This is a genomic window from Corynebacterium sp. HMSC068G04, assembly GCF_001814885.1.
Lineage (GTDB): Bacteria > Actinomycetota > Actinomycetes > Mycobacteriales > Mycobacteriaceae > Corynebacterium > Corynebacterium hiratae.
This window is the reverse complement of the sequence record NZ_KV818328.1, coordinates 47,089-68,031: the sequence shown is the minus strand read 5'-3', so window position 1 is coordinate 68,031 and position 20,943 is coordinate 47,089. Positions and strand designations below refer to the sequence as shown.

General features: G+C 62.2%; 22 protein-coding genes. 7 read left to right on the top strand and 15 right to left on the bottom strand.

Translation table 11 applies throughout. The features are described 5' to 3' along the window. Positions 1–4 precede the first annotated feature (4 nt). Positions 5–508, top strand: coding sequence for a GNAT family N-acetyltransferase (locus HMPREF2993_RS06500; protein WP_070701588.1), 504 nt, complete (start codon positions 5–7; stop codon positions 506–508). A 180-nt stretch (positions 509–688) separates the two neighbouring features. On the opposite strand, the gene HMPREF2993_RS06495 is transcribed toward HMPREF2993_RS06500, so the two are convergent. The 6 genes from HMPREF2993_RS06495 to rsmI all read right to left on the bottom strand — a co-directional run bounded on the left by HMPREF2993_RS06495 (position 689) and on the right by rsmI (position 7,468). Then, complete coding sequence (locus HMPREF2993_RS06495) at positions 689–949, bottom strand: HigA family addiction module antitoxin (protein ID WP_046646945.1); 261 nt, start codon at positions 947–949, stop codon at positions 689–691. Between the two features lie 34 nt (positions 950–983). Beyond that, the gene (locus tag HMPREF2993_RS06490; protein ID WP_046646946.1) at positions 984–1,265 is read right to left on the bottom strand and encodes a type II toxin-antitoxin system RelE/ParE family toxin; all 282 of its coding nucleotides are present in this window, start codon (positions 1,263–1,265) and stop codon (positions 984–986) included. Between the two features lie 101 nt (positions 1,266–1,366). Then, on the bottom strand, positions 1,367–2,560 hold the full coding sequence (locus tag HMPREF2993_RS06485) for an MFS transporter (RefSeq protein WP_070701586.1): 1,194 nt from the start codon (positions 2,558–2,560) through the stop codon (positions 1,367–1,369). Positions 2,561–2,564: 4 nt separating this feature from the next. Then, positions 2,565–4,397, bottom strand: coding sequence for a methionine--tRNA ligase (metG, locus tag HMPREF2993_RS06480; RefSeq protein ID WP_070701584.1), 1,833 nt, complete (start codon positions 4,395–4,397; stop codon positions 2,565–2,567). A 75-nt stretch (positions 4,398–4,472) separates the two neighbouring features. Continuing rightward, positions 4,473–6,314 carry a BCCT family transporter gene (locus HMPREF2993_RS06475; protein ID WP_070701582.1) on the bottom strand — a complete coding sequence of 614 codons (1,842 nt, stop codon included), beginning with the start codon at positions 6,312–6,314 and terminating at the stop codon, positions 4,473–4,475. Positions 6,315–6,619: 305 nt separating this feature from the next. Continuing rightward, complete coding sequence (gene rsmI / locus HMPREF2993_RS06470) at positions 6,620–7,468, bottom strand: 16S rRNA (cytidine(1402)-2'-O)-methyltransferase (RefSeq protein ID WP_046646950.1); 849 nt, start codon at positions 7,466–7,468, stop codon at positions 6,620–6,622. Positions 7,469–7,574: 106 nt separating this feature from the next. Between rsmI and HMPREF2993_RS06465 the strand changes: the two genes are divergently transcribed. Beyond that, a complete protein-coding gene (locus HMPREF2993_RS06465) occupies positions 7,575–9,119 on the top strand; it encodes a dolichyl-phosphate-mannose--protein mannosyltransferase (protein WP_246822392.1) in 1,545 nt (514 codons plus the stop codon). A gap of 93 nt (positions 9,120–9,212) precedes the next feature. On the opposite strand, the gene HMPREF2993_RS06460 is transcribed toward HMPREF2993_RS06465, so the two are convergent. Both HMPREF2993_RS06460 and HMPREF2993_RS06455 read right to left on the bottom strand, forming a co-directional pair. Next, positions 9,213–9,902, bottom strand: coding sequence for a zf-HC2 domain-containing protein (locus HMPREF2993_RS06460; RefSeq protein ID WP_070701580.1), 690 nt, complete (start codon positions 9,900–9,902; stop codon positions 9,213–9,215). Continuing rightward, positions 9,889–10,302 carry a DoxX family protein gene (locus HMPREF2993_RS06455; RefSeq protein ID WP_046646952.1) on the bottom strand — a complete coding sequence of 138 codons (414 nt, stop codon included), beginning with the start codon at positions 10,300–10,302 and terminating at the stop codon, positions 9,889–9,891. The genes HMPREF2993_RS06460 and HMPREF2993_RS06455 overlap by 14 nt, the downstream gene beginning before the upstream one ends. Before the next feature lie 19 nt (positions 10,303–10,321). Between HMPREF2993_RS06455 and HMPREF2993_RS06450 the strand changes: the two genes are divergently transcribed. Then, positions 10,322–10,900, top strand: coding sequence for a methylated-DNA--[protein]-cysteine S-methyltransferase (locus HMPREF2993_RS06450; RefSeq protein WP_343205878.1), 579 nt, complete (start codon positions 10,322–10,324; stop codon positions 10,898–10,900). A gap of 44 nt (positions 10,901–10,944) precedes the next feature. Then, positions 10,945–11,562, top strand: a complete 618-nt coding sequence (locus tag HMPREF2993_RS06445; protein WP_080975044.1) for a DNA-3-methyladenine glycosylase I — start codon at positions 10,945–10,947, stop codon at positions 11,560–11,562. 12 nt (positions 11,563–11,574) lie between these two features. On the opposite strand, the gene glpR is transcribed toward HMPREF2993_RS06445, so the two are convergent. From glpR to HMPREF2993_RS06425, 4 genes are all read right to left on the bottom strand, one after another. Further along, complete coding sequence (gene glpR / locus HMPREF2993_RS06440) at positions 11,575–12,825, bottom strand: divisome protein SepX/GlpR (protein WP_049154213.1); 1,251 nt, start codon at positions 12,823–12,825, stop codon at positions 11,575–11,577. Between the two features lie 216 nt (positions 12,826–13,041). Beyond that, positions 13,042–13,758, bottom strand: a complete 717-nt coding sequence (locus tag HMPREF2993_RS06435; RefSeq protein WP_083318712.1) for a GNAT family N-acetyltransferase — start codon at positions 13,756–13,758, stop codon at positions 13,042–13,044. A 17-nt stretch (positions 13,759–13,775) separates the two neighbouring features. Continuing rightward, positions 13,776–15,068 carry a molybdotransferase-like divisome protein Glp gene (gene glp / locus HMPREF2993_RS06430; protein WP_070510397.1) on the bottom strand — a complete coding sequence of 431 codons (1,293 nt, stop codon included), beginning with the start codon at positions 15,066–15,068 and terminating at the stop codon, positions 13,776–13,778. A gap of 88 nt (positions 15,069–15,156) precedes the next feature. Continuing rightward, entirely contained in the window at positions 15,157–16,086 is a 930-nt protein-coding gene (locus HMPREF2993_RS06425) for a UTP--glucose-1-phosphate uridylyltransferase (protein WP_046646956.1), read from the bottom strand. A 70-nt stretch (positions 16,087–16,156) separates the two neighbouring features. Here HMPREF2993_RS06425 and HMPREF2993_RS06420 point away from each other — a divergent pair, with 70 nt between their 5' ends. The 3 genes from HMPREF2993_RS06420 (at position 16,157) to mscL (ending at position 18,241) form a co-directional block, all read left to right on the top strand. Next, positions 16,157–16,723, top strand: coding sequence for a 5-formyltetrahydrofolate cyclo-ligase (locus tag HMPREF2993_RS06420; protein ID WP_070701578.1), 567 nt, complete (start codon positions 16,157–16,159; stop codon positions 16,721–16,723). 68 nt (positions 16,724–16,791) lie between these two features. After that, a complete protein-coding gene (locus HMPREF2993_RS06415; protein WP_070701576.1) occupies positions 16,792–17,436 on the top strand; it encodes an SAF domain-containing protein in 645 nt (214 codons plus the stop codon). Positions 17,437–17,812: 376 nt separating this feature from the next. Continuing rightward, positions 17,813–18,241, top strand: coding sequence for a large conductance mechanosensitive channel protein MscL (gene mscL / locus HMPREF2993_RS06410; protein WP_070510406.1), 429 nt, complete (start codon positions 17,813–17,815; stop codon positions 18,239–18,241). A 91-nt stretch (positions 18,242–18,332) separates the two neighbouring features. Here the strand turns inward: mscL and HMPREF2993_RS06405 are convergent, their stop codons facing one another. The 3 genes from HMPREF2993_RS06405 to HMPREF2993_RS06395 all read right to left on the bottom strand — a co-directional run bounded on the left by HMPREF2993_RS06405 (position 18,333) and on the right by HMPREF2993_RS06395 (position 20,829). Continuing rightward, the gene (locus HMPREF2993_RS06405) at positions 18,333–18,599 is read right to left on the bottom strand and encodes a hypothetical protein (protein ID WP_046646960.1); all 267 of its coding nucleotides are present in this window, start codon (positions 18,597–18,599) and stop codon (positions 18,333–18,335) included. After that, the gene (locus HMPREF2993_RS06400) at positions 18,599–19,192 is read right to left on the bottom strand and encodes a MogA/MoaB family molybdenum cofactor biosynthesis protein (protein WP_046646961.1); all 594 of its coding nucleotides are present in this window, start codon (positions 19,190–19,192) and stop codon (positions 18,599–18,601) included. Before HMPREF2993_RS06400 ends, HMPREF2993_RS06405 begins: the two co-directional genes overlap by 1 nt. A gap of 110 nt (positions 19,193–19,302) precedes the next feature. Next, on the bottom strand, positions 19,303–20,829 hold the full coding sequence (locus HMPREF2993_RS06395) for a S1C family serine protease (protein ID WP_070701574.1): 1,527 nt from the start codon (positions 20,827–20,829) through the stop codon (positions 19,303–19,305). Positions 20,830–20,943: the final 114 nt, after the last annotated feature.

Sequence of the window (20,943 nt, the reverse complement as noted above, 5' to 3'; positions counted from 1 at the left end):
CATCATGCACGTACGTCCCGCAGAGCTTGCCGACGCCCCCGCAATCGCCGCCATCTATAATGCCGCCTCCGCCGCGAAGCCGGCCACCAACCTAGTCACGTGGCAGGAGTCCGTCGAGGACCGCGAAAAGTGGCTCGCACAGATGGAGGAGGAAGGTTTTCCCGTCTATGTGGCGGTGAACGATGACGAAATCATTGGCTGGGCCGCCTACTTCCAGTTTGTCACCCCAGCTATCTACTACGGCACGGCGGAGGATTCCATCTATATTGCGGAGTCCGCACGGGGCAAGGGCGTGGGCAGCGAGCTCATGGACACGCTCATGGACCACGCGAAGGAAAATGACTACGTGGAGACGATGATTACCTACATCGTGGACACCAACGAGTCCTCCATTGCCCTGCACAAGAAGTTCGGGTTCGTGGAAACCGGCCGCATGCCCAATATCCACACCAAGGACGGCGTGCGCCTCGGGCTGGTGCACCTGCAGCGCGACTTCGACCGCTCCTAAAGCGGTTTGATGGCCACTAACTCAGGGAGGCGCGTGCCAGCCGCCCCACCACCAGTGACGGCACTGCCATTGTTGCCAAAGATCTGGCCCGCCCGCGGCGAGGCGAGAAACTTTGGCAACAACGGCGACTTCGGCTTGAGCAACTCACCCTGCGCTACGCGGTCACAGACGGCAAACGCGTTAAGCCGGCGCTGCCTGAAGCGGCACAATATCGTCCAGCTCGGCAAGAATTTTGTCCTCTGCGACATCCAAGTCGTAATGGGTCTGCAACCCCAGCCAGAACTGTGGGGACATTCCAAAAAACTTGGCAAGGCGAAGAGCCGTATCGGCGGTAATAGCCCGCTTTCCGTGGACGATTTCGTTAATACGTCGAGGCGGGACCCCTATCGAAACAGCGAGCTTGTGCTGGGTAATCCCCATTTCCTTAAGAAAATCTTCCATCAGGATTTCACCTGGGTGCACTGGGGGGAGCTTTTTAGTGGTAGTCAACGATCTCAACCTCCTCTGGCCCTAAAGCGGTCCACCGGAAGCAGATCCGCCATTGGTCATTGATACGAATACTATATTGACCCCGCCGATCGCCCTTCAACGCTTCGAGCCTATTCCCCGGAGGAATCCGAAGCTCATCTAGCCTCTGCACATAGCCCAATTGCCTCAGTTTGCGAAGAGCTACCGAGTGAATACGTGAATCTATCGAGGACACCCTCTCTCGATTCCATAAGCGCTCTGTATCCCTATCCGCGAACGACTGAATCATAAATGCACCATACCCCCCATAACGCGACACGTCAATAACGCGAGGCGTTAACTCTAACTAACGCTGCAATACAAAAGTTACCGCAACTAAGGAGGACCCCGCTAGGCAGCGAGCTCGTCGTCAATGTAGACCCGCCTAGTCGCGCGCAAACCCGCCATCAGCATGCAAAGGCTGAGCACCATCAGCGCAATCAGGACGACCGTCCAGTTACCGGTAGCGCCGCGCACAACGCCCACGAAAAGCGGCAACAGCCCCGCCAAGATGTAGCCGCCCGGCTGCACAAAACCGGAGAGTCGTGCGGTCGTCAGCGCACTCCGAGTGCGGGCGGTGAGCAATGCCAGAGCCAGTGGGAAGCACATACCGCCGATCCCCATCATGCAGGCCCAGGCGAGCGGGGCGACGTCGGCAGCCACAAGGACCCCACCCCACCCAGCACAGGTGCACAGCGCCAGCACAATCGGTACGGGTGTTAGGCGGTCCAGGCGAGAAATTAGCCAGGGCATGATCACGCCGCCGGCGATGTTAAAGACACCGATGACAGCAAGTGCCACACTGGCGGTATCCTCACTCACGCCCTTCTCTACCAGCATGCGCGGCAGCCAACCCATTTGGACATAGGCCATGGAGGACTGCAGCCCGAAGAAAAAGAGCATGGCCACCGCCGTGGGCGAAGTGTACATGGGCTTTGGCGCGCCGGCACCGTCGATCGCCCCGTGGGCGACGTCCTTGCCAGCCTGCGGCAGAACCACTATCCACGCCACCAGCTGCGCGATGGCGGGCAGGCACCAGATCCACAGCGCACCTTGCCACGTGCTTTGCATCACCGCGGACAGCGGGCCAAGGGCGCTGGATACGCCCAGCATCGTGGTGTAGGTGGTCATCAACGCCACCAGCGTGCGGCCCGAACCATGTTGCTTGATCCACGCGGGAAGCAGAACGTTGGCTAGAGCGATGCCGCCGACAACGCCCAGGGTCAACGCAATAAACAGCGGGAAGCTGCTCACCCACGGACGCAGCGCCAGGCCCACCACTAGGGCCAGCGTGCCGCCGGCCAAGGTACGGCTGAGCCCGCCCCGCCGAGCAATGGGCACGGCGGCCAAACCCATGGCCGCGAAGCACAGCCCCGGAAGTGCGGTAAGCAAACCCGCCTGGCCGGAGCTGATTTCAAAGAAATCTTGGATTTGACCCAGCACCGGCGCCACCGACGCGATGCCCGTCCGTAGGTTCAGCGCGGTCAGGCAGACAACAACAAAGAGTAGGACGGGCGCCAGGGAGCGCCGAAACGCCGAGCCCACGCCTTTACTTCTGAACCGGGGCCCACTCCGGGCCGGTCTCACCAAGCTCCGGGTCGAGCTTAGCCACCAGCGGCTTCGGCTTCTGCAGCGTTGTACCCGGCGTAATGTCGACACGCTTCCACGCAGCCTGCTGCGCCGCGTAGTCACCGGTGATGATCGGGTACGGGTGATTCTCCGGCGGGAGGTCTACGCCAACGAGTTCGACCGGCATATCATCCACCACGTCTTCAATGCGCGGCTGTGCGGCCCAGACGCCCTCACGTCCCAGGGTCTCGTGCACCTTCTGTGCGGTGAAGGGCAAGAACGGGGTCAACATTACGTTGCAGTCGGAGACCACCTGCAGTGCGGTCCACAGCACGGTGGCCAGACGCTCGCGCTGGGTTTCATCCTTGGCCAGCTTCCACGGCTCCATCGCCGCGACATAGGCATTGGCCTCGCCGACGACGTGCATGATGGCGGTCATGGCCTGCTTGAACTTGGACTGCTCGAGGAAATTCGCGGCGGTGGTGAAGGTCTCCTCCGCCAGTGCCAGGATGTCCTTGTCTGCCTGCTCCAGCGCGGCCGGGGCCGGGACCTCGCCGAAGTTCTTGTGGGCCATCGACACGGTGCGGTTGACCAGGTTGCCCCAGCCGTTGGCAAGCTCGTTGTTGATACGGCGCACGAACTCATCCCAAGTGAAGTCGGTGTCGTTGTTTTCCGGACCGGCAACGGCGATGAAGTAGCGCAGCGCATCCGGGCCAAACTCCTCGAGGAAGTCCTTGACGTAGATAACGACGCCCTTGGACGAGGAGAACTTGGAGCCGGACATGGTCAGGTATTCCGAAGACACAATCTCCGTGGGCAGGTTGAGCTCACCGTAGGTGTGCAGCTCACCGCCCTTGGAGCCCTTGCCCGCGTAGCCCAAGAGCTCTGCTGGCCAGATCTGGGAGTGAAAGGTGATGTTGTCCTTGCCTTGGAAGTAGTAGTGGCGTGCCTGCGGGTTCTGCCAGTAGTCCTTCCAAGCCTCCGGGTTGCCGGTGCGGTGGGCCCACTCGATGGAGGAAGACAGGTAACCAATCACCGCATCGAACCACACGTAGAGCTTCTTCGCGCCGTTATCCTCCCAGCCTTCGACCGGAATGGGAATGCCCCAGTCGATGTCACGGGTCATGGTGCGCGGGCGCATATCCTCCAGCAGGTTGAGGGAGAATTTGAGGACGTTCGGGCGCCAATCCTCGCGGCTCTTCAGCCACTCTTCGAGGACGTCCTTGACCGCAGGCAGGTCCAGCAGGAAGTGCTCGGTATCGATGAACTCCGGGGTTTCACCGTTGATCTTGGACACCGGGTTGATGAGATCTACCGGATCGAGTTGGTTGCCGCAGTTATCGCACTGGTCACCGCGCGCGCCGTCGGCGCCACACAGCGGACAGGTTCCCTCGATATAGCGGTCGGGCAAAGTGCGCCCTGTGGACGGCGAGATCGCGCCCTGGGTGGTCTCCTTAATCATGTAGCCGTTCTCGTACAGGCCCTTGAACAGCTCCTGCACCACCGCGTAGTGGTTGCGTGTGGTGGTGCGGGTAAAGAGGTCATAAGACAGGCCGAGCCCAGCCAGGTCGGTGACAATCTGGCGGTTGTAGCGATCCGCCAATTCACGAACCGTCACGCCTTCCTTATCCGCCTGCACGAGCAACGGGGTGCCATGCTCGTCGGTACCGGAAACCATGAGGACGTCGTTGCCACGCATTCGCTGGAAACGGGCGAACACGTCGGAAGGAACACCGAAACCCGCCACGTGTCCGATGTGGCGGGGTCCGTTGGCATAGGGCCAAGCAACATTAACGACAACTGTCTCAGTCATGGCCCCTACTCTATCGAACACCCCCTCACCGGCAATGCAGTGAGGGGGTGTATGAGAGAAATGCTCGCGCCAGAACTAGTTCTTGTGGCTGTGCTGGCGGCGGCGGGCCTTGTAGGCCTGTTCGCGCTGGAACTCGCGGTGCAGGCGACGCTCACGCGCCAGCTTGCGCTGGAAGGCCTGGGACTCGCGGTACTCGCGGTAAATTACGTCGTTGCTCAAGTCCTTGTAAATAGCGAACATGAGGCCGACGAGGATGAAGAGGAATGGCAGCGCCGCCACGATGGTGACGTTCTGCAGGTTTGACAGGGCATCCTCGCTCGACAGCAGCAAGGTCAGGCCGACAGCCGCAGTGAGCACACCCCATGCCGCGGACAGCCACGGCTTGGCGGTGGTAGCGCCAGACTGGGACATCGAGCCCATGACTGTCGACGCCGAGTCGGCCGACGTAATGAAGAACGTGGCAAGGAGCAGGGCGGCGACGATGCCCGCGATGAAACCACCGGGGAGGTTCTGCAGCAGGTTGAACAGCTCCTGCTCGGCAGACTCACCGGAGATGGAGTTGCCGTTCTGCTCCATGTGGATGGCGGTACCGCCGAAGATGGCAAACCACACCGTGGAGACACCAGCCGGGACGAGAAGCACACCAACGCAGAACTCGCGGACGGAACGGCCGCGCGAAATGCGGGCGAGGAACATGCCCACGAACGGCGACCAGGAAACCCACCAAGCCCAGTAGAAAATGGTCCAGGTAGATAGCCACTCGCCAGCGTTTCCGTTATCGGACTCAGCGGTGCGAGCGATCATCTCGGTGAAGTTCGCCAGGTAGTTACCAATGGAGCCTGGGATCTGGTTCAAAATCGACACGGTTGGGCCGAAGACGAACACGAAGATGGCCAGCAGAGCCGCCAAGACCATATTGGTGTTAGAGAGGTACTGAATACCTTTGCCTACACCCGACATGGCCGACAGAATAAAGGCCAAGGTCAGCACGAGAACGATGCCGATGACGACGTTCTGCGTGGGGTTCTCAATAATTCCGGAGGCCTGCAGGCCTGCCTGAATCTGCATCGCGCCGAGGCCCAGCGAACAAGCGGTGCCAAAGACGGTGGCGAAGATGGCCAAGATATCAATGATCTTGCCTGCGAATCCGTCGGCGGCGCGCTGGCCAATGAGCGGCACGAAGGCCTGGCTCAACAACTGCTTGCGGCCAATACGGAAGGTGGAATAAGCGATGGCAAGCCCCACGATGGCGTACACGGCCCATGGGTGCAGGGTCCAGTGGAACATGGCCGTGGCCATTGAGGTTCCTACCTCATTCTCACCATGGCCCGGAACGCCGTTCTTAAAGTAGTTGAGCGGCTCGGAAGCACCATAGAACATCAAGCCGATGCCCATGCCGGCAGCGAACATCATCGCAATCCAAGAGACCGTGGAGAATTCCGGTTCCTCGTTAATCTTGCCCAAACGAATGGTGCCGAACTTCGAGGCCGCAACGCAGATAACGAAAACCACAAAAATGGTCCCGAAGAGCACATAGGCCCAGCCAAAGTTATTCACCACGAAGCTCAGAGCATTGCTGGAGAAGGAGGCAAAGCTCTCTGGAGCGGCCAAGCCCCATGCCACAAAGGCGGCAACGAGCAGGCCGGCGATTCCCACAATGGTCCAGTCGATCGGTGAATCAATGCCGCCTGGGCCAAACTTCTCGTCCTCTTCCTCCTCCACCGGCGCGGGAGCCGCCTCAGGATTGAACGCCTTGTTGGTGAGCATATCCTGGAGCTGGCTTGTGGCCGAGGCCTCCTCGAGGCGCTCGTCGACGGTGCGGTATTCCTCTACCGCGGCCGGCGAGCTCTCGCCTTGGGGCACAGCCGAAGACACCCCCGTGTCCTTTACATTGTCTGCATTCGTCGAGTCTGTCATACCTCCCGACCTTGGTGCTGTCTCATCAACTAGTCAAACTAAAACGGAAACAAAAAGACTATTCACCACATGCATTTCGGGCATATAGCGTTCCTAAAGCGTCTGTCACGAGCTTCTTTGCACGACCGCTATTCCACCGCAGCTGCCGAATCTGTACCGCAACTGTGCAGCTTGCCAGCTTGTTCGGAGGCACTTCCGAGGTATGGCATCCCTACCGCGCATGCCGCGGCCACGCCGGGTGACATAACGATGCCATAACGATTGGCCCAAAAGAGACGGGCATCACCAGAATTTATTGTTAAAGCTCAGCCGCGCGCGGCGAGGTATGCATCATAAAGTTCACGGTTGGACCACTCGGTTCCCGCTGCTGCTTGCTTGCAGGCATCCTTGGCCCGCACGCCCCGCTCAACCTCCGCACGGACCTGCTCCACGAGGGCCTCCAACGACACGGGTGCGGCATCCCCGCCCTCGATGACGACGGTGATTTCACCCCGCGCATTCTCCTGCGCCCACTCGGCAAGCTCGCCCAAGGTGCCACGCTTGATTTCCTCGTAGGTCTTCGTCAGCTCACGGCAGACCGCAGCGCGGCGCTCCGCGCCGAGGATCGCTGAGGCGTCGCCAAGCGTCTGCGCTAGACGGTGCGGGGATTCAAAGAAAGCAATGGCACGGCGCTCCCCCACGAGGGACTCCAGCCAGGCTTTACGCGGTCCGGGTTTGCGCGGCGGGAAGGCATCGAAGAGGAAATGCCCCACCCCCAGTCCGGAAAGTGCAAGCGCAGTCGGCACCGCCGAGGGCCCCGGAAAACAGGTCACAGGCACATCCGCTTCCACCGCAGCGGTGACGATGGAGTGCCCAGGATCGGAGACCAGCGGCATGCCAGCATCCGACACCACGAGAACCGTGCCCGTCCGGGCAGCGTTGACGAGCGCGCGCGAGCGCTCCTCTTCGTTGTGGTCGAAATTGGAAACCACCTTGCCGCGGATCTCTACCCCCAGCGCCTGGGCCAGGTTACGAACGCGGCGGGTGTCCTCCGCAGCGATCACATCCGCGTGGCCCAACGCCTGCATCAATCGGGCAGAAGCATCACCGGGATTTCCCAGCGGCGTGGCGGCCAGGATGACTCCACGCGGCAGGGGTTCAAGCTGAAGACTCATACCCCCAGCATGGCACACGCACGCTAGACTCTTCCGCGTGAGTATCGCTATCCCTACTGATCGATCTGGCCACACCAGCCGCGCGCGCGTCCCCGCCGCCCGCGGCATCCATACCCGGCCAGCTCCCCCTGCTCCCCGGCACTACACCTGGACCAAGGCCGACACGATCAGCACCGCTATCATCGCTGTGCTGGCATTCATCACGCGGTTTGCAGGTCTCACCGCACCGGTCTCCGAGGGAACTCCCGTCTTCGACGAGAAGCATTACGTGCCGCAGGCATGGGATATGGTCACCAGCTGGCACAACCTCTTCCTCGGCGGCATCGAGTCCAACCCGGGCTACGGCCTGGTTGTGCACCCACCGCTGGCCAAGCAGATTGTCGCGATATCGGAGGCCATCTTCGGCTACACCCCACTGGGCTGGCGGGCCATGGCCGCGCTCTTTGGCGTGGGCACCGTGCTACTCACCATGGCGCTGGCACGCCGCTTGTCCGGTTCCTGGCAGGTGGGCTTCCTCGCCGGCCTGCTCGCCGTGTGCGACGGCGTGCTGCTCGTGGCCTCCAAGTTCGGAATGCTTGATATCTTTCAGGTCTTCTTCATTGTCGCCGCCGCCTGGGCCTTGGCGCGGGATCACCAGCAGATGCGCGAGCGCCTGCACGCCGCCTTCCTGTCAGGCACGATGGGGGACTCCGACTTCGGCCCCAGATTTGGTTTCCGGTGGTGGCGTTTTACTGCCGGCGTTTTCCTGGGGCTAACGCTGGCCGTGAAGTGGTCAGGCCTGTACTACATCATGTTCTTCGGTCTCATGAGCGTTTTCTCGGATCTCGCTCTGCGCCGCTTGTATGGCGTACGCCGCTACATCGTGGGCACGCTGGTACGCGATACCCCAGCAGCCCTGGCCTCACTCGTTGCGGTCCCCGTAGCCCTGTATGCGTGGTCTTGGCGCGCTTGGTTTGCCGATGAGACCGCCGTCTACCGCCACGCGAAGGTTGACGGCACGATCGAGGATGGCTCTTGGTTGCTCCACCTCCCCGAGCCTCTTGCCGGTTGGTTCTACTACCACTCCTCTGTGCTGGAGTTCCACGCCTCCTTGACCTCCTCAGGTGGCCACAGCCACCCCTGGGACTCCAAGCCATGGGCTTGGCTGGTGGCCGCACGCCCCATCCTCTACTACTCCTCCACGGACATCTCTTGCGGGGACGGCGGATCCTGCCGCAGGATGCTGTACCTCTTTGGTACCCCGGTCATTTGGTGGCTGGTCATCCCGGCGGTGCTGTGGGGACTGTGGTCCTTGCTCGTGCGACGCAACCGCGCCTTCCTCATCCCGCTTGTGGGTGCCGCGGCGGGTTTCCTGCCCTGGCTCATGGTCTTTGACCGACAGATGTACTTCTTCTACGCCACGGCGTTCATTCCGTTCGTCATCGTGCTGATCTCTCTGGCTTTGGGGCAAATGATTGGACGTGGACGGGTTCTACGGTGGCGCTGGCTCACGGAGCTTTTTGGGGCCGCGATGCCGCTGGGCACCTTCCTTACCGTGTGCTACGCCGCGCTCGTCGTGGCAATGTTTGCCTACTTCTCCCCGATTCTCTACGGCTACCTCATCCCGGATTCTTGGTATCACTCCATGATGTGGCTACCGTCCTGGACCTAAACCCCTGGCCCTACCCCCTGGCCCAAGCCGCTTAGGCTTGGGCCCTTAGGCTTGGGCCCTTAGGCTCGGCCTCTTAGACGTGGCCTTTAAGGCTTAGCGCGGGTTAGCGGACAACGTCCTATACACGTCCCGTAGCAAGAAGCCCCGGTCGGCCGCCCACGCCCACCCCAGGCTGGCCGTTGTGAGACCGGTGCCGATGAGGATATAAACCTGCTCCGCGACAACGCTGCCCAAGGCAAAGTCGCGCATGGTAAAGCCGCACAAGAACGCGAATATAGTGCAGACCACCGGCAGCAATCCAGGCGCTGAGGCTGGGCGCCAGGCAGCAAAAACTAAACCGCTCGCCAGGCCGAAGCGCAGCGCCGCAGCCTCCATCAGAAGGTGTGCGCGCTCCGGGTCGGCCCCTTCCGCGAGGGTTCCTTCACTGCCCAGGGTGGTCAAGCCGGAAGCACTGACGACGACCACGATCGCCCAGATCAGAAACGCCACGGCCAACACTCCGAGAGCTACCCGAGCCAGCGTGAGCGATGCCTGCCGCGCGCTGGAGGCCCGCTGCCACTCCGGCTCCACGCCAGCCAGGATGACTTCCGACAAGTCCTGCGGCGGGAGGCCCTCAGGTTCCACGAGGCTCAGTGAGCGAGACAAGGCCGCCGCCTTCTCCCGAAAGGCGGCGCACTCCGGGCAGCCGGAGACATGCGCGTCAATGACATCAGGCGCCAGCTGCGGGGCTTCCCCATCGAGCTGCGCGGAGATCGCCGCTTGCACCTGCTCATGCGTCAGCACGGCTCAACACCCCATCCACACTCGCCCGGCCGGAGCCGAAGACAACGATCATGAGCAGCGACACGATGAGCACCAGCGGGTACTCGATGCCACCATCGGCGGCGAAGAGGCCATTGCCCATATGTACGAAGTACAACGCACAGGCCATAAGCAGCGCCAATGCCCCTGCCACAAAGGTGGTGAGCAGGCCGACTACGAGGGCCGCCCCGCCCAGCATTTCTGCGAAGGCAGCCAAGTACGCCGAGGTCTGCGGTTGCGGAACTCCCCATGCGGAGAATTGACCGGTTACCTCGTCCATGCCGCTAAAGAACATCTTGTCCACACCGTGCGCGACGAAGATAACTCCCAGCACCGCGCGGAAGATGAGCAGCGCGGCATCGCGTACGGCGGGTCTATTCATGGTTCATAGACTACCCTGGATGGCCACCTCCCTCCGAAAGGACTCCCCTCCTACCATGCACATGTGGACCTCGCTGGACACTCCGCTCGGCCGTCTTCTCCTAGTCGCCTCTTTGCGGGGTTTGTCAAGGGTGTATTTCCCCGGTGAATCCCCGGATTTCAGCGGTCTGCAACGCTTTCCCGATGGCCCTACCAGCGCCCGACACCCCAGTACTGCGGGCGCTGGTGTTGCGGGGGCCGACGCCCTCGTCGCCGCTGCCCAGCAGATCACCGAATACTTTGCGGGCACGCGCAGGGACTTTGAGCTGCTTCTCGACGTCCCCGCATCCCCGCACACCTTCCGCGACCGCGCGCAACGTGCGCTGCGCGCTATCCCGTTCGGCGAGCGCTGGACCTATTCGCGCCTCGCTGCTGCCGCCGGTAGTGCGCAGGCCGCCCGCGCTGCTGGAAGCGCCTGTGCTACGAACCCGCTTCCCATCGTGGTGCCGTGCCACCGCGTCGTTCCTGCAAGCGGCAGCCTCGGTTCCTATCGTGGGGGCGCAGCCGCGAAGCAGATGCTGTTGGAGCACGAGGCCACGCTCTGCGGCACGAGCCCGTGAGAGCCGTGGGGAACCAATGAACCGATTCTGCAGTCTAAAAAGGCATGACTAGTACACAGATGGCAAACGATACGAGACTTGTTTATGACTCCGCGGGGCTTGGCCGCCCCGCCTGGGCAATGACCTCCCCGCTTCTCCAAGAGTATTACGACACCGAATGGGGCATGCCCGTCCATGAGGAATCCGCCCTGCTGGAACGCCTCTGCCTGGAAGGTTTCCAGGCCGGGTTGAGCTGGGAACTAGTGCTGCGCAAGCGCGAAGCCTTCCGCGCTGCCTTTGTGGGTTTTGATGCAGACCTTCTGGCCAGCTTCGGGGAGGAAGAAGTCGAGCGCCTCATGAACAATGCGGGGATCATCCGCAACCGCTTGAAAATCAACGCGGTGCTTAACAACGCGAAGGCCACGGTGGCCTTGCGGGAGACAGGCGGGCTCGATGAATTCATCTGGAGCTTCCTGCCAGCTGACACGATTGCGCCGGAAAGCGAAGAGGATATTCCAAAATACACGCAAGAAGCCTTGGACATGTCCAAGGCTTTGAAGAAGGCCGGCTTCAAGTTCGTCGGCCCAGTGACGTGTTTCTCCCTGATGACGGCCATCGGGATGGTTGACGCCCACCTAGTAGGCTCCCATCGCCGCGGCACATCCGGCATCTGGCCGGCCTAGGGGCCGGGTGGATTAACCAACTCGGCGGGCTGCTAGGTCATCGCGGCGCTGGCGCGAAGAGGGATGGGGACCGTCGAAGCCATCGTCGCTATCGCCCTCCGAGTAGACGGGCAGGTAGTCAAAGTCCGGGCTCTCATCATCGATTTCCAAGATGAGTGCGCCCGGGCGGCGCAGGTTGGGTGGCAGCGACTCGGCGGGGTTCTCCGCATTGCGCACACCCAAACGGGCGCGGCGCAGGTGGTAGACGCGTCGGCGCAGCAGCTCCCGCTCGCGGCGCACCTGGGCGCGCAGGGCCACCAGGTAGACCATGGTCATAATGCCGGCAATACCCGCCAGCCACCACGTCCAGCTCCCGACAACAATACCCAGGCAAACCGTGGCCACCACTGCTACCGCCAAGCCGATGAGCGTGCGCTGGCGGCGCTGATAACGCGTGGCGGAGGCTTCCTTTTCCTTCACCGGATCCCAGCCACCGCGGCCCAGGCGGCGCTGGGCGAAGGCCAGTTCCTCGGCGGACAGCTCGGTATCGCTTCCGCTCACATCCTCGTCCTCAGTCTCAGCAGCAACAAGGTCCCCGCCGTGCGGGACTGCGTCCGAGCCTTCCTCTGTGTCTTCGGCATCAGCGCTCTCCGCTTCAACCGCTGCTTCGTCGGCGCTATTCGCATCAGCCGCAGCCGGCTCTTTCTCCACCGTGTCGATGGCTCCCGGATACATCAGATCAACCGGCGAGGTATAGGTCTCATCGAAGTCATAGGCATCCTCGGCCACGCCGGCGTTGGCAGGAGCCGTGAATACCTCCGCAGCATCCGCCTCAACGTTCTCAGCCTCCTGCTCCGACCCATGATCATCCTCGGCAGCGTCGTCGGAATCGTCCTCGAGCTCGAAGTCCGTCTCGGCGTCCTCAGCTTCTACGACTTCGCCATCAATCGTGTCCGCCACTACGGATTCGGCAGCGCTCTTTCCTTCGGCATCGCCCCGGAACGACTCCGCGGTATCAGCAACCCCCTCGGCCTCAACCAGCTCATACTCGGCTTCCTCATCGCTGGCCTCCGCTGCTGCCGGGGTGTGCGGGCGGATATCGTCCTTGCCCAGGCGCGGTTTACGGCGGCCCGGCACGGAGCCGGAATCTCCTTCGAAGAGCACGCGGGTCTCTTCAAAGGCCTCACCTGTGTGGCTCATCGGACGCTGCGAGCGCAAAAGCAACGGAGCGAGGATGAAGAGCCACAGCACGATTACGAGAATGATCGGCACGGCAGTCATCATGTGGCTGAGTCCCACTTTCAGGGGTCGACGAAAAAGGGAATATAACTAGGCCCCTACTCTAGCTGCCCAACCCCGCCCCGTGGGCACCAACGAACCCCTAAATTACAAGGTTGTTACTCAAGTGAAAGCAGAGGTAGTTGACCGAAACAATCCCCCAACCCATCACCGGCTTAGCAACAGCTAAGCCACCTGCTAAGCCAACTGCTAAGCCACCTGCTACGCCCCCGCGATTCGTCCCGCCGCACGGAGGCGCTCCACCGCCCCAGAGGCAAAATCCTCGCGATTAAGAGCCAAAAAGTGATGGTCCCGCCACGCGCCGTCGATATGCAGGTTGCGGCGCAGGAACCCTTCATCGCGGAACCCGTTGCTGTGCAGCACCTTGCCTGAAGCAGGGTTCTCTGGCAGATAGGTGGCCGTCACGCGATGCAGCCCCACACGATAAAAGGCATGGTCGACGCCGAGAGCACAGGCAGCAGTAGCCACGCCCGCGCCGTGCACTGCGGAATGCACCCAATAGCCAATCCAGCATTCACTGACCCCTCCGTGCTGGATATTGCCTAAGGTCAATTGTCCACGGAATTGGCCATCAACGTCAATGACCAGCGGCACCACCGTCCCAGCTCGGGCCGAGTCACGCAGAAACATCAGGTGATTCCACCAAGCCGACTGCGAGTGCGCCGCATCCCACTCCGTCGGCAGCGTCGGCTCCACCGGTTTGAGGAAATCCCTATCCTCGATGCGCTGCCGTCGCCACGCCGCACCGTCCCTCCGCAACAGCGGGCGCAAACGTAGCGTCGCCCCGCGCGGGAAGACACGAGACTCCCGCAGCCGTACCGCGGGTGTAGCTTCTGGCCAGCCCGGATGATCGGGGTTGACCCCACCGGTGGCGGGAGTAGAAAAGCGCCCCGGAGCGGTACCAAAAGGATCAAGCATGACGTGTGTGCCGGCGACTAGCTGCGCTGGGTCAGGAACAGGACGTCCACCACGTCCCCGGGACGGATCTCTGTCACTTCCTCCGGAATGCGGATCATCGCGTTCGCTTCCGAGAGCCCTGCGAGCAGGTGCGCCGGCGCACCCGCCGCACCGCCCAGTCCTTCCACCAGATAGTCGGAGGTTTCGGCATCCCGCATGAGCCGGGCGCGGATGTAGCCGCGGCGCCCCGGGCGGGATTCCATGTGGTTGAGCACGCGTGCGCGCACCACGCGGCGTTGGCCGCTGCGCTTGCCCAGGGAGAGACGGATCAACGGGCGCACAAAGACCTCAAAGATAACCAGCGCGGACACCGGGTTCGAGGGCAACAGGAAGGTCGGGATGCGCTCCTCCCCCAACAGACCGAAGCCCTGGACCGATCCTGGGTGCATGGCTACGCGTGAGGTATCCACATCTCCCAACTCATCAAGGACCTCGCGGATTTCTTCCGACCCCGCGCCACCCACGGCACCGGAGATCACCAGCACCTCGCTGCGCGCCAGGTAGGTTTCCAAAGCCTCGCGCACGCGACGCGGCTCGCCGGCGGCGATGCCGACGCGGTGCACGTCCGCGCCCGCCTCCTTCGCGGCCGCTGCAAGCGAATAAGAGTTCACGTCGAAGACTTGACCTAGGCCGGGCTCGCGGTCGACGTCGACAAGCTCCTTGCCAAAGGACACGATGGTCACGCGCGGGCGGGGGTACGCCAGCACCTTCGAACGCCCCACTGCCGCGAGCAGGCCAATCTGCGCTGGGCCCAAGATGGTACCGGAGGATACGGCAACATCCCCGGGCTGAATATCATCACCCACGCGGCGCACGAAGTCCCCCGAGCGCACCGGGCGGTGCGAGGTCACGCGCTTGCGGCCGCGGTCGGTCCACTCGAGAGGAAGGACGGCGTCGGCAAGCGTCGGCAGAGGCGCGCCCGTGTACACGCGCACCGCTTGCTTGGGCTGCAAACGCAAAGGCTGGCGCGACCCTGCAGGAACCTCCCCCACTACAGGCAGGGAACGCTCAATCTCCGTCTCCGTGGCGGGTGCATCCGCATCCTCAACGTCGTGGCGGGAGCGTGCCTTGAGGGCCTTTTCTCCCCCAACGTCCACGGCGCGCACGGCATAGCCATCAATGGCTGCTTGCGGAAACCCCGGGAGCGGCTGGTTTGCCTGCACCTCCTCCGCGCACTTGAGACCTAGGGCATTCGCGATGGCGATGCGTACCGGCTCGGGAGTCATCGCTGCATCAAGAATGAACGCCATCTGGTCATCGACCGAACGCATGTACCGCCTGCCTTTACTCTGGGGTATGTGGGGCCTAAAGGGATGGAAGTTACTGGAGTAGAGCTTAGCGCGCTAGGCGTGCGAAGGCTTAGCCCTTCAGCCCCTTTTCTTCTTCGTAGTCCTCCACAATCTTCTTGATCGCCTTGTAGAGTGCAGGACCGTACTTCTCATCACGCAGACCAAAGTCAACGTTGGCCGGGATGTACCCACCCGGGTTGCCCAGGTCATGGCGCTTACCCTGGTGGACTACGACGTGAACGGGGTGGCCTTCCTTGATAAGGAGCTCGATGGCATCGGTCAGCTGCAGCTCCCCGCCCTTTCCTGGCTTGATGCGGCGAAGGGCATCAAAAATCTTCCTGTCGAGCAAGTAGCGCCCAGTGGCCACGAGGTTCGAAGGCGCATCGTCCGGATCCGGCTTCTCCACCATGCCCACAACCTTCTTCACGCCCGGCGCGTTGGTGTCCTCGACGTCGAAGACGCCGTAGTTATAGGTCTCTTCGCGTGACACCTCGAAGGCGCACAACACGCTGCCGCCCAGGGCGGCACGAACCCGGGCCATCTCGCCCATGACGGTGGCCGGCAGGACAATGTCATCCGGCAGCATGACGGCGAAGAATTCTTCGTCATCCTCCAACACGGATTCCGCCAAGCCCACCGCATGGCCCAGGCCCAGCGGCTTTTCCTGCTCCACGGAAATCGGGTGGATCAACTGAGCAGCACGCTTGACCTTGGCCACTTGCTCGTCTTTGCCGCGGGCGTCGAGGGTCTCGACGAGATCGGGGAACTCATCGAAGTGCCGCATCACTTCCTGCTTGTTCGGCGCGGTAATCACCGCGAGGCGCTGGGCGCCCACGGACGCGGCCTCTTCTGCAATGAGTTCAATGCCCGGCGTATCAACGACGGGGAGCAGCTCCTTCGGTACGGTCTTGGTGGCGGGCAAGAAGCGGGTGCCCATGCCAGCAGCGGGGACAACGACCGTAGCGATCCCAGTGTGGGAATCCTCGTGTGCAATAGCCATAAGTTCCACTTTACAATGCGCCCTTCCCGCTCCCGTGCTGCGCTACGCCGTCCCGCTATGATTGACAACCATGACGACCTCCCCCAAGGACGCCTTAAGATCCTCACTCCTGAACGCTCGGCGCGAGCGCAGCGCCGAGCAGCGCGCTGATGACAACGCCGCGTGGTGCGCCGGTGTGGGTGAATTACTCACTCCTGCGATGCGTGTTGCCGCCTACCATCCCCTGGGCACAGAGCCGGGTGGCCCCGACTTCGTGGAGACCGTGTCCGCACTCTGCAAGGAGGTCTACCTTCCCATTTCAGGCAAAAACGGTGAGCTCTTGTGGACGCTGTATGGCGGGCCGGAGGCCATGCGCCCAGGGGCATTAGGGATTGCAGAGCCCGTCGGGCAGCGCCATAGCAGCGAAATCCTGGCGCACCTCGACCTCATCTTGGCGCCCGCAATGGCGGTGAGCGAGTCAGGCATGCGCCTCGGAAAAGGCGCCGGCTACTACGACCGCGCACTCACCCCGCTTCCCACTGGGAACCCGCCTGTCGTCGCTCTCGTCCACTCCAGCGAGGTCCGGGACGTCCCCTTCGAGGGACACGACCGTCCCGTCGATGGCATCCTCACCGAGCGCGGGATGCGCTGGCTTTAATCAGCCCCTTCTCAGATTCCATGCCGCCGCCTGGGAACCGTGCGGGTCGGAGCACAGTCTAAGAAGGTATGGACTTTCTTCACGTTCTGCGCACCCCCGGGCATCGCCGCAGCGTTCTCCTGCGCCGCGTAACGGCCGCAGTCTTGCTCGTGGCCGCGGCGGCAAGCGCGCTCGCTTCTACCCGCGAGCAGCCGCGCGTGGTGGTCATGGCCCGGGACGTCGCCGCCGGGGAGACGCTGGCGCTTGGCGATGTCTCCGTGGCCCGCGTCCCCTCCTCCGCTCTCCCCGCCACGGCGTTGGGGAGCAACCCGGAAGATGCGGTGGGGCGGGTTCTAGTGGCGGCGGCCAGCGCCAGCGAAATACTCACTACCACCCGGCTGCTCAGTTCGGATCTCATCGCGGACTTCGGGATGGAAGACGGCCACCTTATCCCGCTCACGCTCGCCGAGCCAGACGTTGCCCGCAACCTCCATCACGGCGATACGGTCAATATTGTCGGTGCCCTCGACGGTGGTGACGACGCTTCCCTCCCCGCCCGCGGCTCAACGATTGCCCGTGGCGCACGCGTCGTGTCGGTGGGTGCCGGCGGAGAGGATGCCCGCACGCACACACTCCTCGTTGCGCTACCAGCCGAAGCAGCCGAAGCTGTGGCAGCCGCGTCACTGGCACAACCGCTCACGGTTGTCATTGTGGGCGACCGCGCCCACAGTTAAGCTATGTTGTGAAGATCATCGCGTTTGCACTGGTAGGCCTCCATAAGATGTTGCCACGACACGCAAACTCTGCCTACTATAGGCACATCCACTCAGGCGCTTTTTGCTCTTGCAGTCTCGCGACTGCCGCGCGACCCCGCGGCACCACCTGCAGGATGGCGTACAGAAGTGGCTTTCGCTATTCCAGTATTTCCACATGCTTCGTCTTACGTTGGCGTCCCTGCGCATCTAGGGCCTCTCTTAGAGAGCATTATGGCTCTATGCCTGCTTTTCTCCGACTTTTCTGAACAGCGCGCCTGCGCAGAGTGCGGACTACGCAAAGCAGACGCTTAAGACACAGGAAGCACCTACCCCCGTAGATAGGACAACCACCACCATGCTCAAGGGCTTTAAAGATTTCATCCTGCGCGGCAACGTCATCGAGTTGGCCGTAGCGGTCATCATCGGTGCCGCCTTCACCGCGATCGTCACCTCCATCACCGATCACATCATCCAGCCGCTGATTAACTCCCTCGGCTCCCCAGACTTTGGTGGCCTGGGCTTCGCAATTACCGATAGCCCGGAGACCTTCCTGGACTTCGGTGCAGTCATCACCGCCCTTATCAATTTCCTCATCGTTGCCGCTGTCATCTACTTCGTCATCGTTGCTCCGATCAACGCCGTCACCGAGCGCGCTAAGCGCCGCCAGGGCGTTGACCCGGAGGAGCCGGCTCCGACCACCGAGCAGCTGCTCGGCGAGATCCGCGACCTGCTCGCTGCTGAAAACGGTGGCACCACCACCAACAAGCCTGGCTCCAGCATCTAAGCCAACAGCCCCACGCCTAAAAATCCCGCAGAACCGGCATTTCGCCGAAGTTCTGCGGGATTCTCTTTTGCCTCCGCCCGCTGCTCACGCACTACTGCGTGGTGCCAAAATGCGGCGGCATGTTCTCGCGGTAGAAGGCCTCTCCCGTGGCCTCGTCCTCGCTGTCACCACCGGGGCCGCCTGCGTCCGCATCTAAGCTCACGGTGCGCAGCTCATCGGCCCCTGCGGCGGAAGAAGAGCCAGCGGACCCTGACATTGGCCCGTGAGGAACATCGAAGCTGCGATCGTAATTCTCGGCCGTCGACGGACGCTTCACGCGACGGCGCGCCCGCGGGGTACGCGGTGTGGAATCAGCCATTAGACGCTGGACTTCTGCAGCTGATCGACGAGGTGGTGTACCAAGGGGGTCAGCGTAGCCATTCCATCACGTACCGCCGCGCGGGAAGATGCGACGTTGACGATCACCGTTGAACCAGACACTCCCGAAATGCCGCGGGATGTGCACGCATCCACCGCACCGCATGCTTGGCCGGAGGAGCGCAGGGCCTGGGCCACGCCAGGGACCATTTGGTCCAGCACCGCGCGAGTCGCCTCTGGGGTCTTATCGCGCGGGCCAACGCCCGTGCCACCAATCGTGAGGACCAAGTCAACGCCCCCAACCACGCCGGTTTCAATCGCCTGCCGGATCTTGGACTTCTTGGAACGAACGATTACTGCGCCGTCGACGGTGAAATCAGCTTCAGCCAACAGTTCGCCCGCCAAGCGCGACGTGTCCTGCGCTGCATCATCTGGGTGGTCGGTAACGATGACGACGAGCGCGCGGCGCGGTGCTTGCACACTTTGTTCTTGTTCGCTCGCGATGAGGAAAGCGTCATCTGGTTCGGTGACATCATCGAGTTCGCGTGAGGCATCGCGCCCCAGCAACTCAGTTGCGTCGGTGTTTTCTGCCACGGAGGTTCTCCTTAAAGGTAGGGGCGGAATCTTCCGGTAGTGGTTTCTTCACAAGGTCTCAGGGTGCGGTGTTCGTGCGGCGCTCACGCACCGCCCAAGTATTTGTTAACTTACTCGCTTGCCAGAGTTACCTCTACCTTTCTCACATCTTCGCTGTCTCGGCTCCGTACCTCCAAGGTCACGGTCGCGCCGAACTCCTGGGAACGGGTTGCCGCGATGAGGGCATCAGAGCTTTCAATAAGCCGATCGTTGACGCGGGTGACCACGTCACCAGACTTGAGCCCCGCCTTATCGGCTGGGCTATCGCGTTCGACATCGACGATCTCCGCACCAAGGGTGTCGCTTTGCGCGCGGACCTTAACGCCCAAGGTTGGGTGCTTGACCTTGCCATTGTTGATGAGCTCATCGGCCATCCGCTTGGCAAAGTTGGAGGGAATAGCGAATCCCAGACCGATGGAACCGCCCTCGGAATTCGAGCCACCCGATAGCGAGGCGATCATCGAGTTCATTCCAATGATGTTGCCTTCCATGTCCACCAAGGGGCCACCGGAGTTGCCGGGGTTGACGGCGGCGTCGGTCTGGATGGCGTCGATCAGCGAGGACTCCCCGCCTTCCTGCGAAGCACGGACGGGACGGTTCTTCGCCGAGACAATTCCGGACGTCACCGTAGCGTTGAGTCCCAACGGGGAACCTACGGCAACGACCTCTTGCCCCACCGCGGCTGCGTCCGAATCACCGAACTGCAGGAAGGGAAGATCGTTAACGTCATCAATCTTGATGACAGCAACGTCCGTGGTCGCATCCGAGGCCACAAACGTGGCGCTATGGCGGGAACCATCATTCATGGTCACTTCCAAGCGCCCGCCTTGATCCGCGCCGGCGACGACGTGGTGATTGGTCAACACGTAGCCGTCCGGGGAAATAATCGAGCCCGAGCCCTCGGCACCGCCGGAGCGGGTAATGGAGTAAATGGATACCACTGCTGGAAGTACCTTCGATGCCACGTCCTCGACGGAGCCGTCGGCAGGCTCTTTACCGGTGCTGTTGGCCACCGGCTGGCGCTCCAGGACCTCATTGACCGTCGAGGGGGAGGACTTGTCTTTGCCCACCGTTCCGACCACCACGCCGGTAACACCGCCGGCAGCGATGAAGGCTACGAGCATCATGGACAGCGCGGTGCCCAGGCCGACCTTGCGCTTGGCCTTAGGCTCATCGCTCGGTTCCACGACCCGTACGCCTGCCCCCTCTTGGCCCCCGAAGAACTGGTTCTGATTACCAGCATGCGCCGCAGTGTAGCGCTGACCGGCATAAGGCTGTGTTCCCTCCTGCGAGTGCTGCCCTGCCGAAGGCTGCTGTGCTGCCAAACGCTGCTGACCTTGTTGACCGAATCCATAATTCGAACCGCCATACGGCGCCTGCGCCCCGTAAGGTGCCTGGGAAGGCTGGTTGCCAAAAGAAGTAGGCCGGGCTCCCTGCCCCGCCTGGCTTCCGTAGGGCGACTGTCCGCCTTGCCTCGATGTATCCGACCGCGGCTGATTCCAGCCATTCGATTGGCTTCCCGCAGAAGGTACCTCGCCTCGCTGCTGTGATTGTCCCCGTCCGTCAGAGTTCTGCGGGCTATCCATGGGGTTATCCATGTTCGAATTCCTCATATTCATGTCAGGTAGTGTGCACCATCGCGCTGGCGCGTATCTGATACTAATCTGCCAGTGTGCTACGAGAAGCTGGACGTTTCCTGTGCGCCTTGAGCT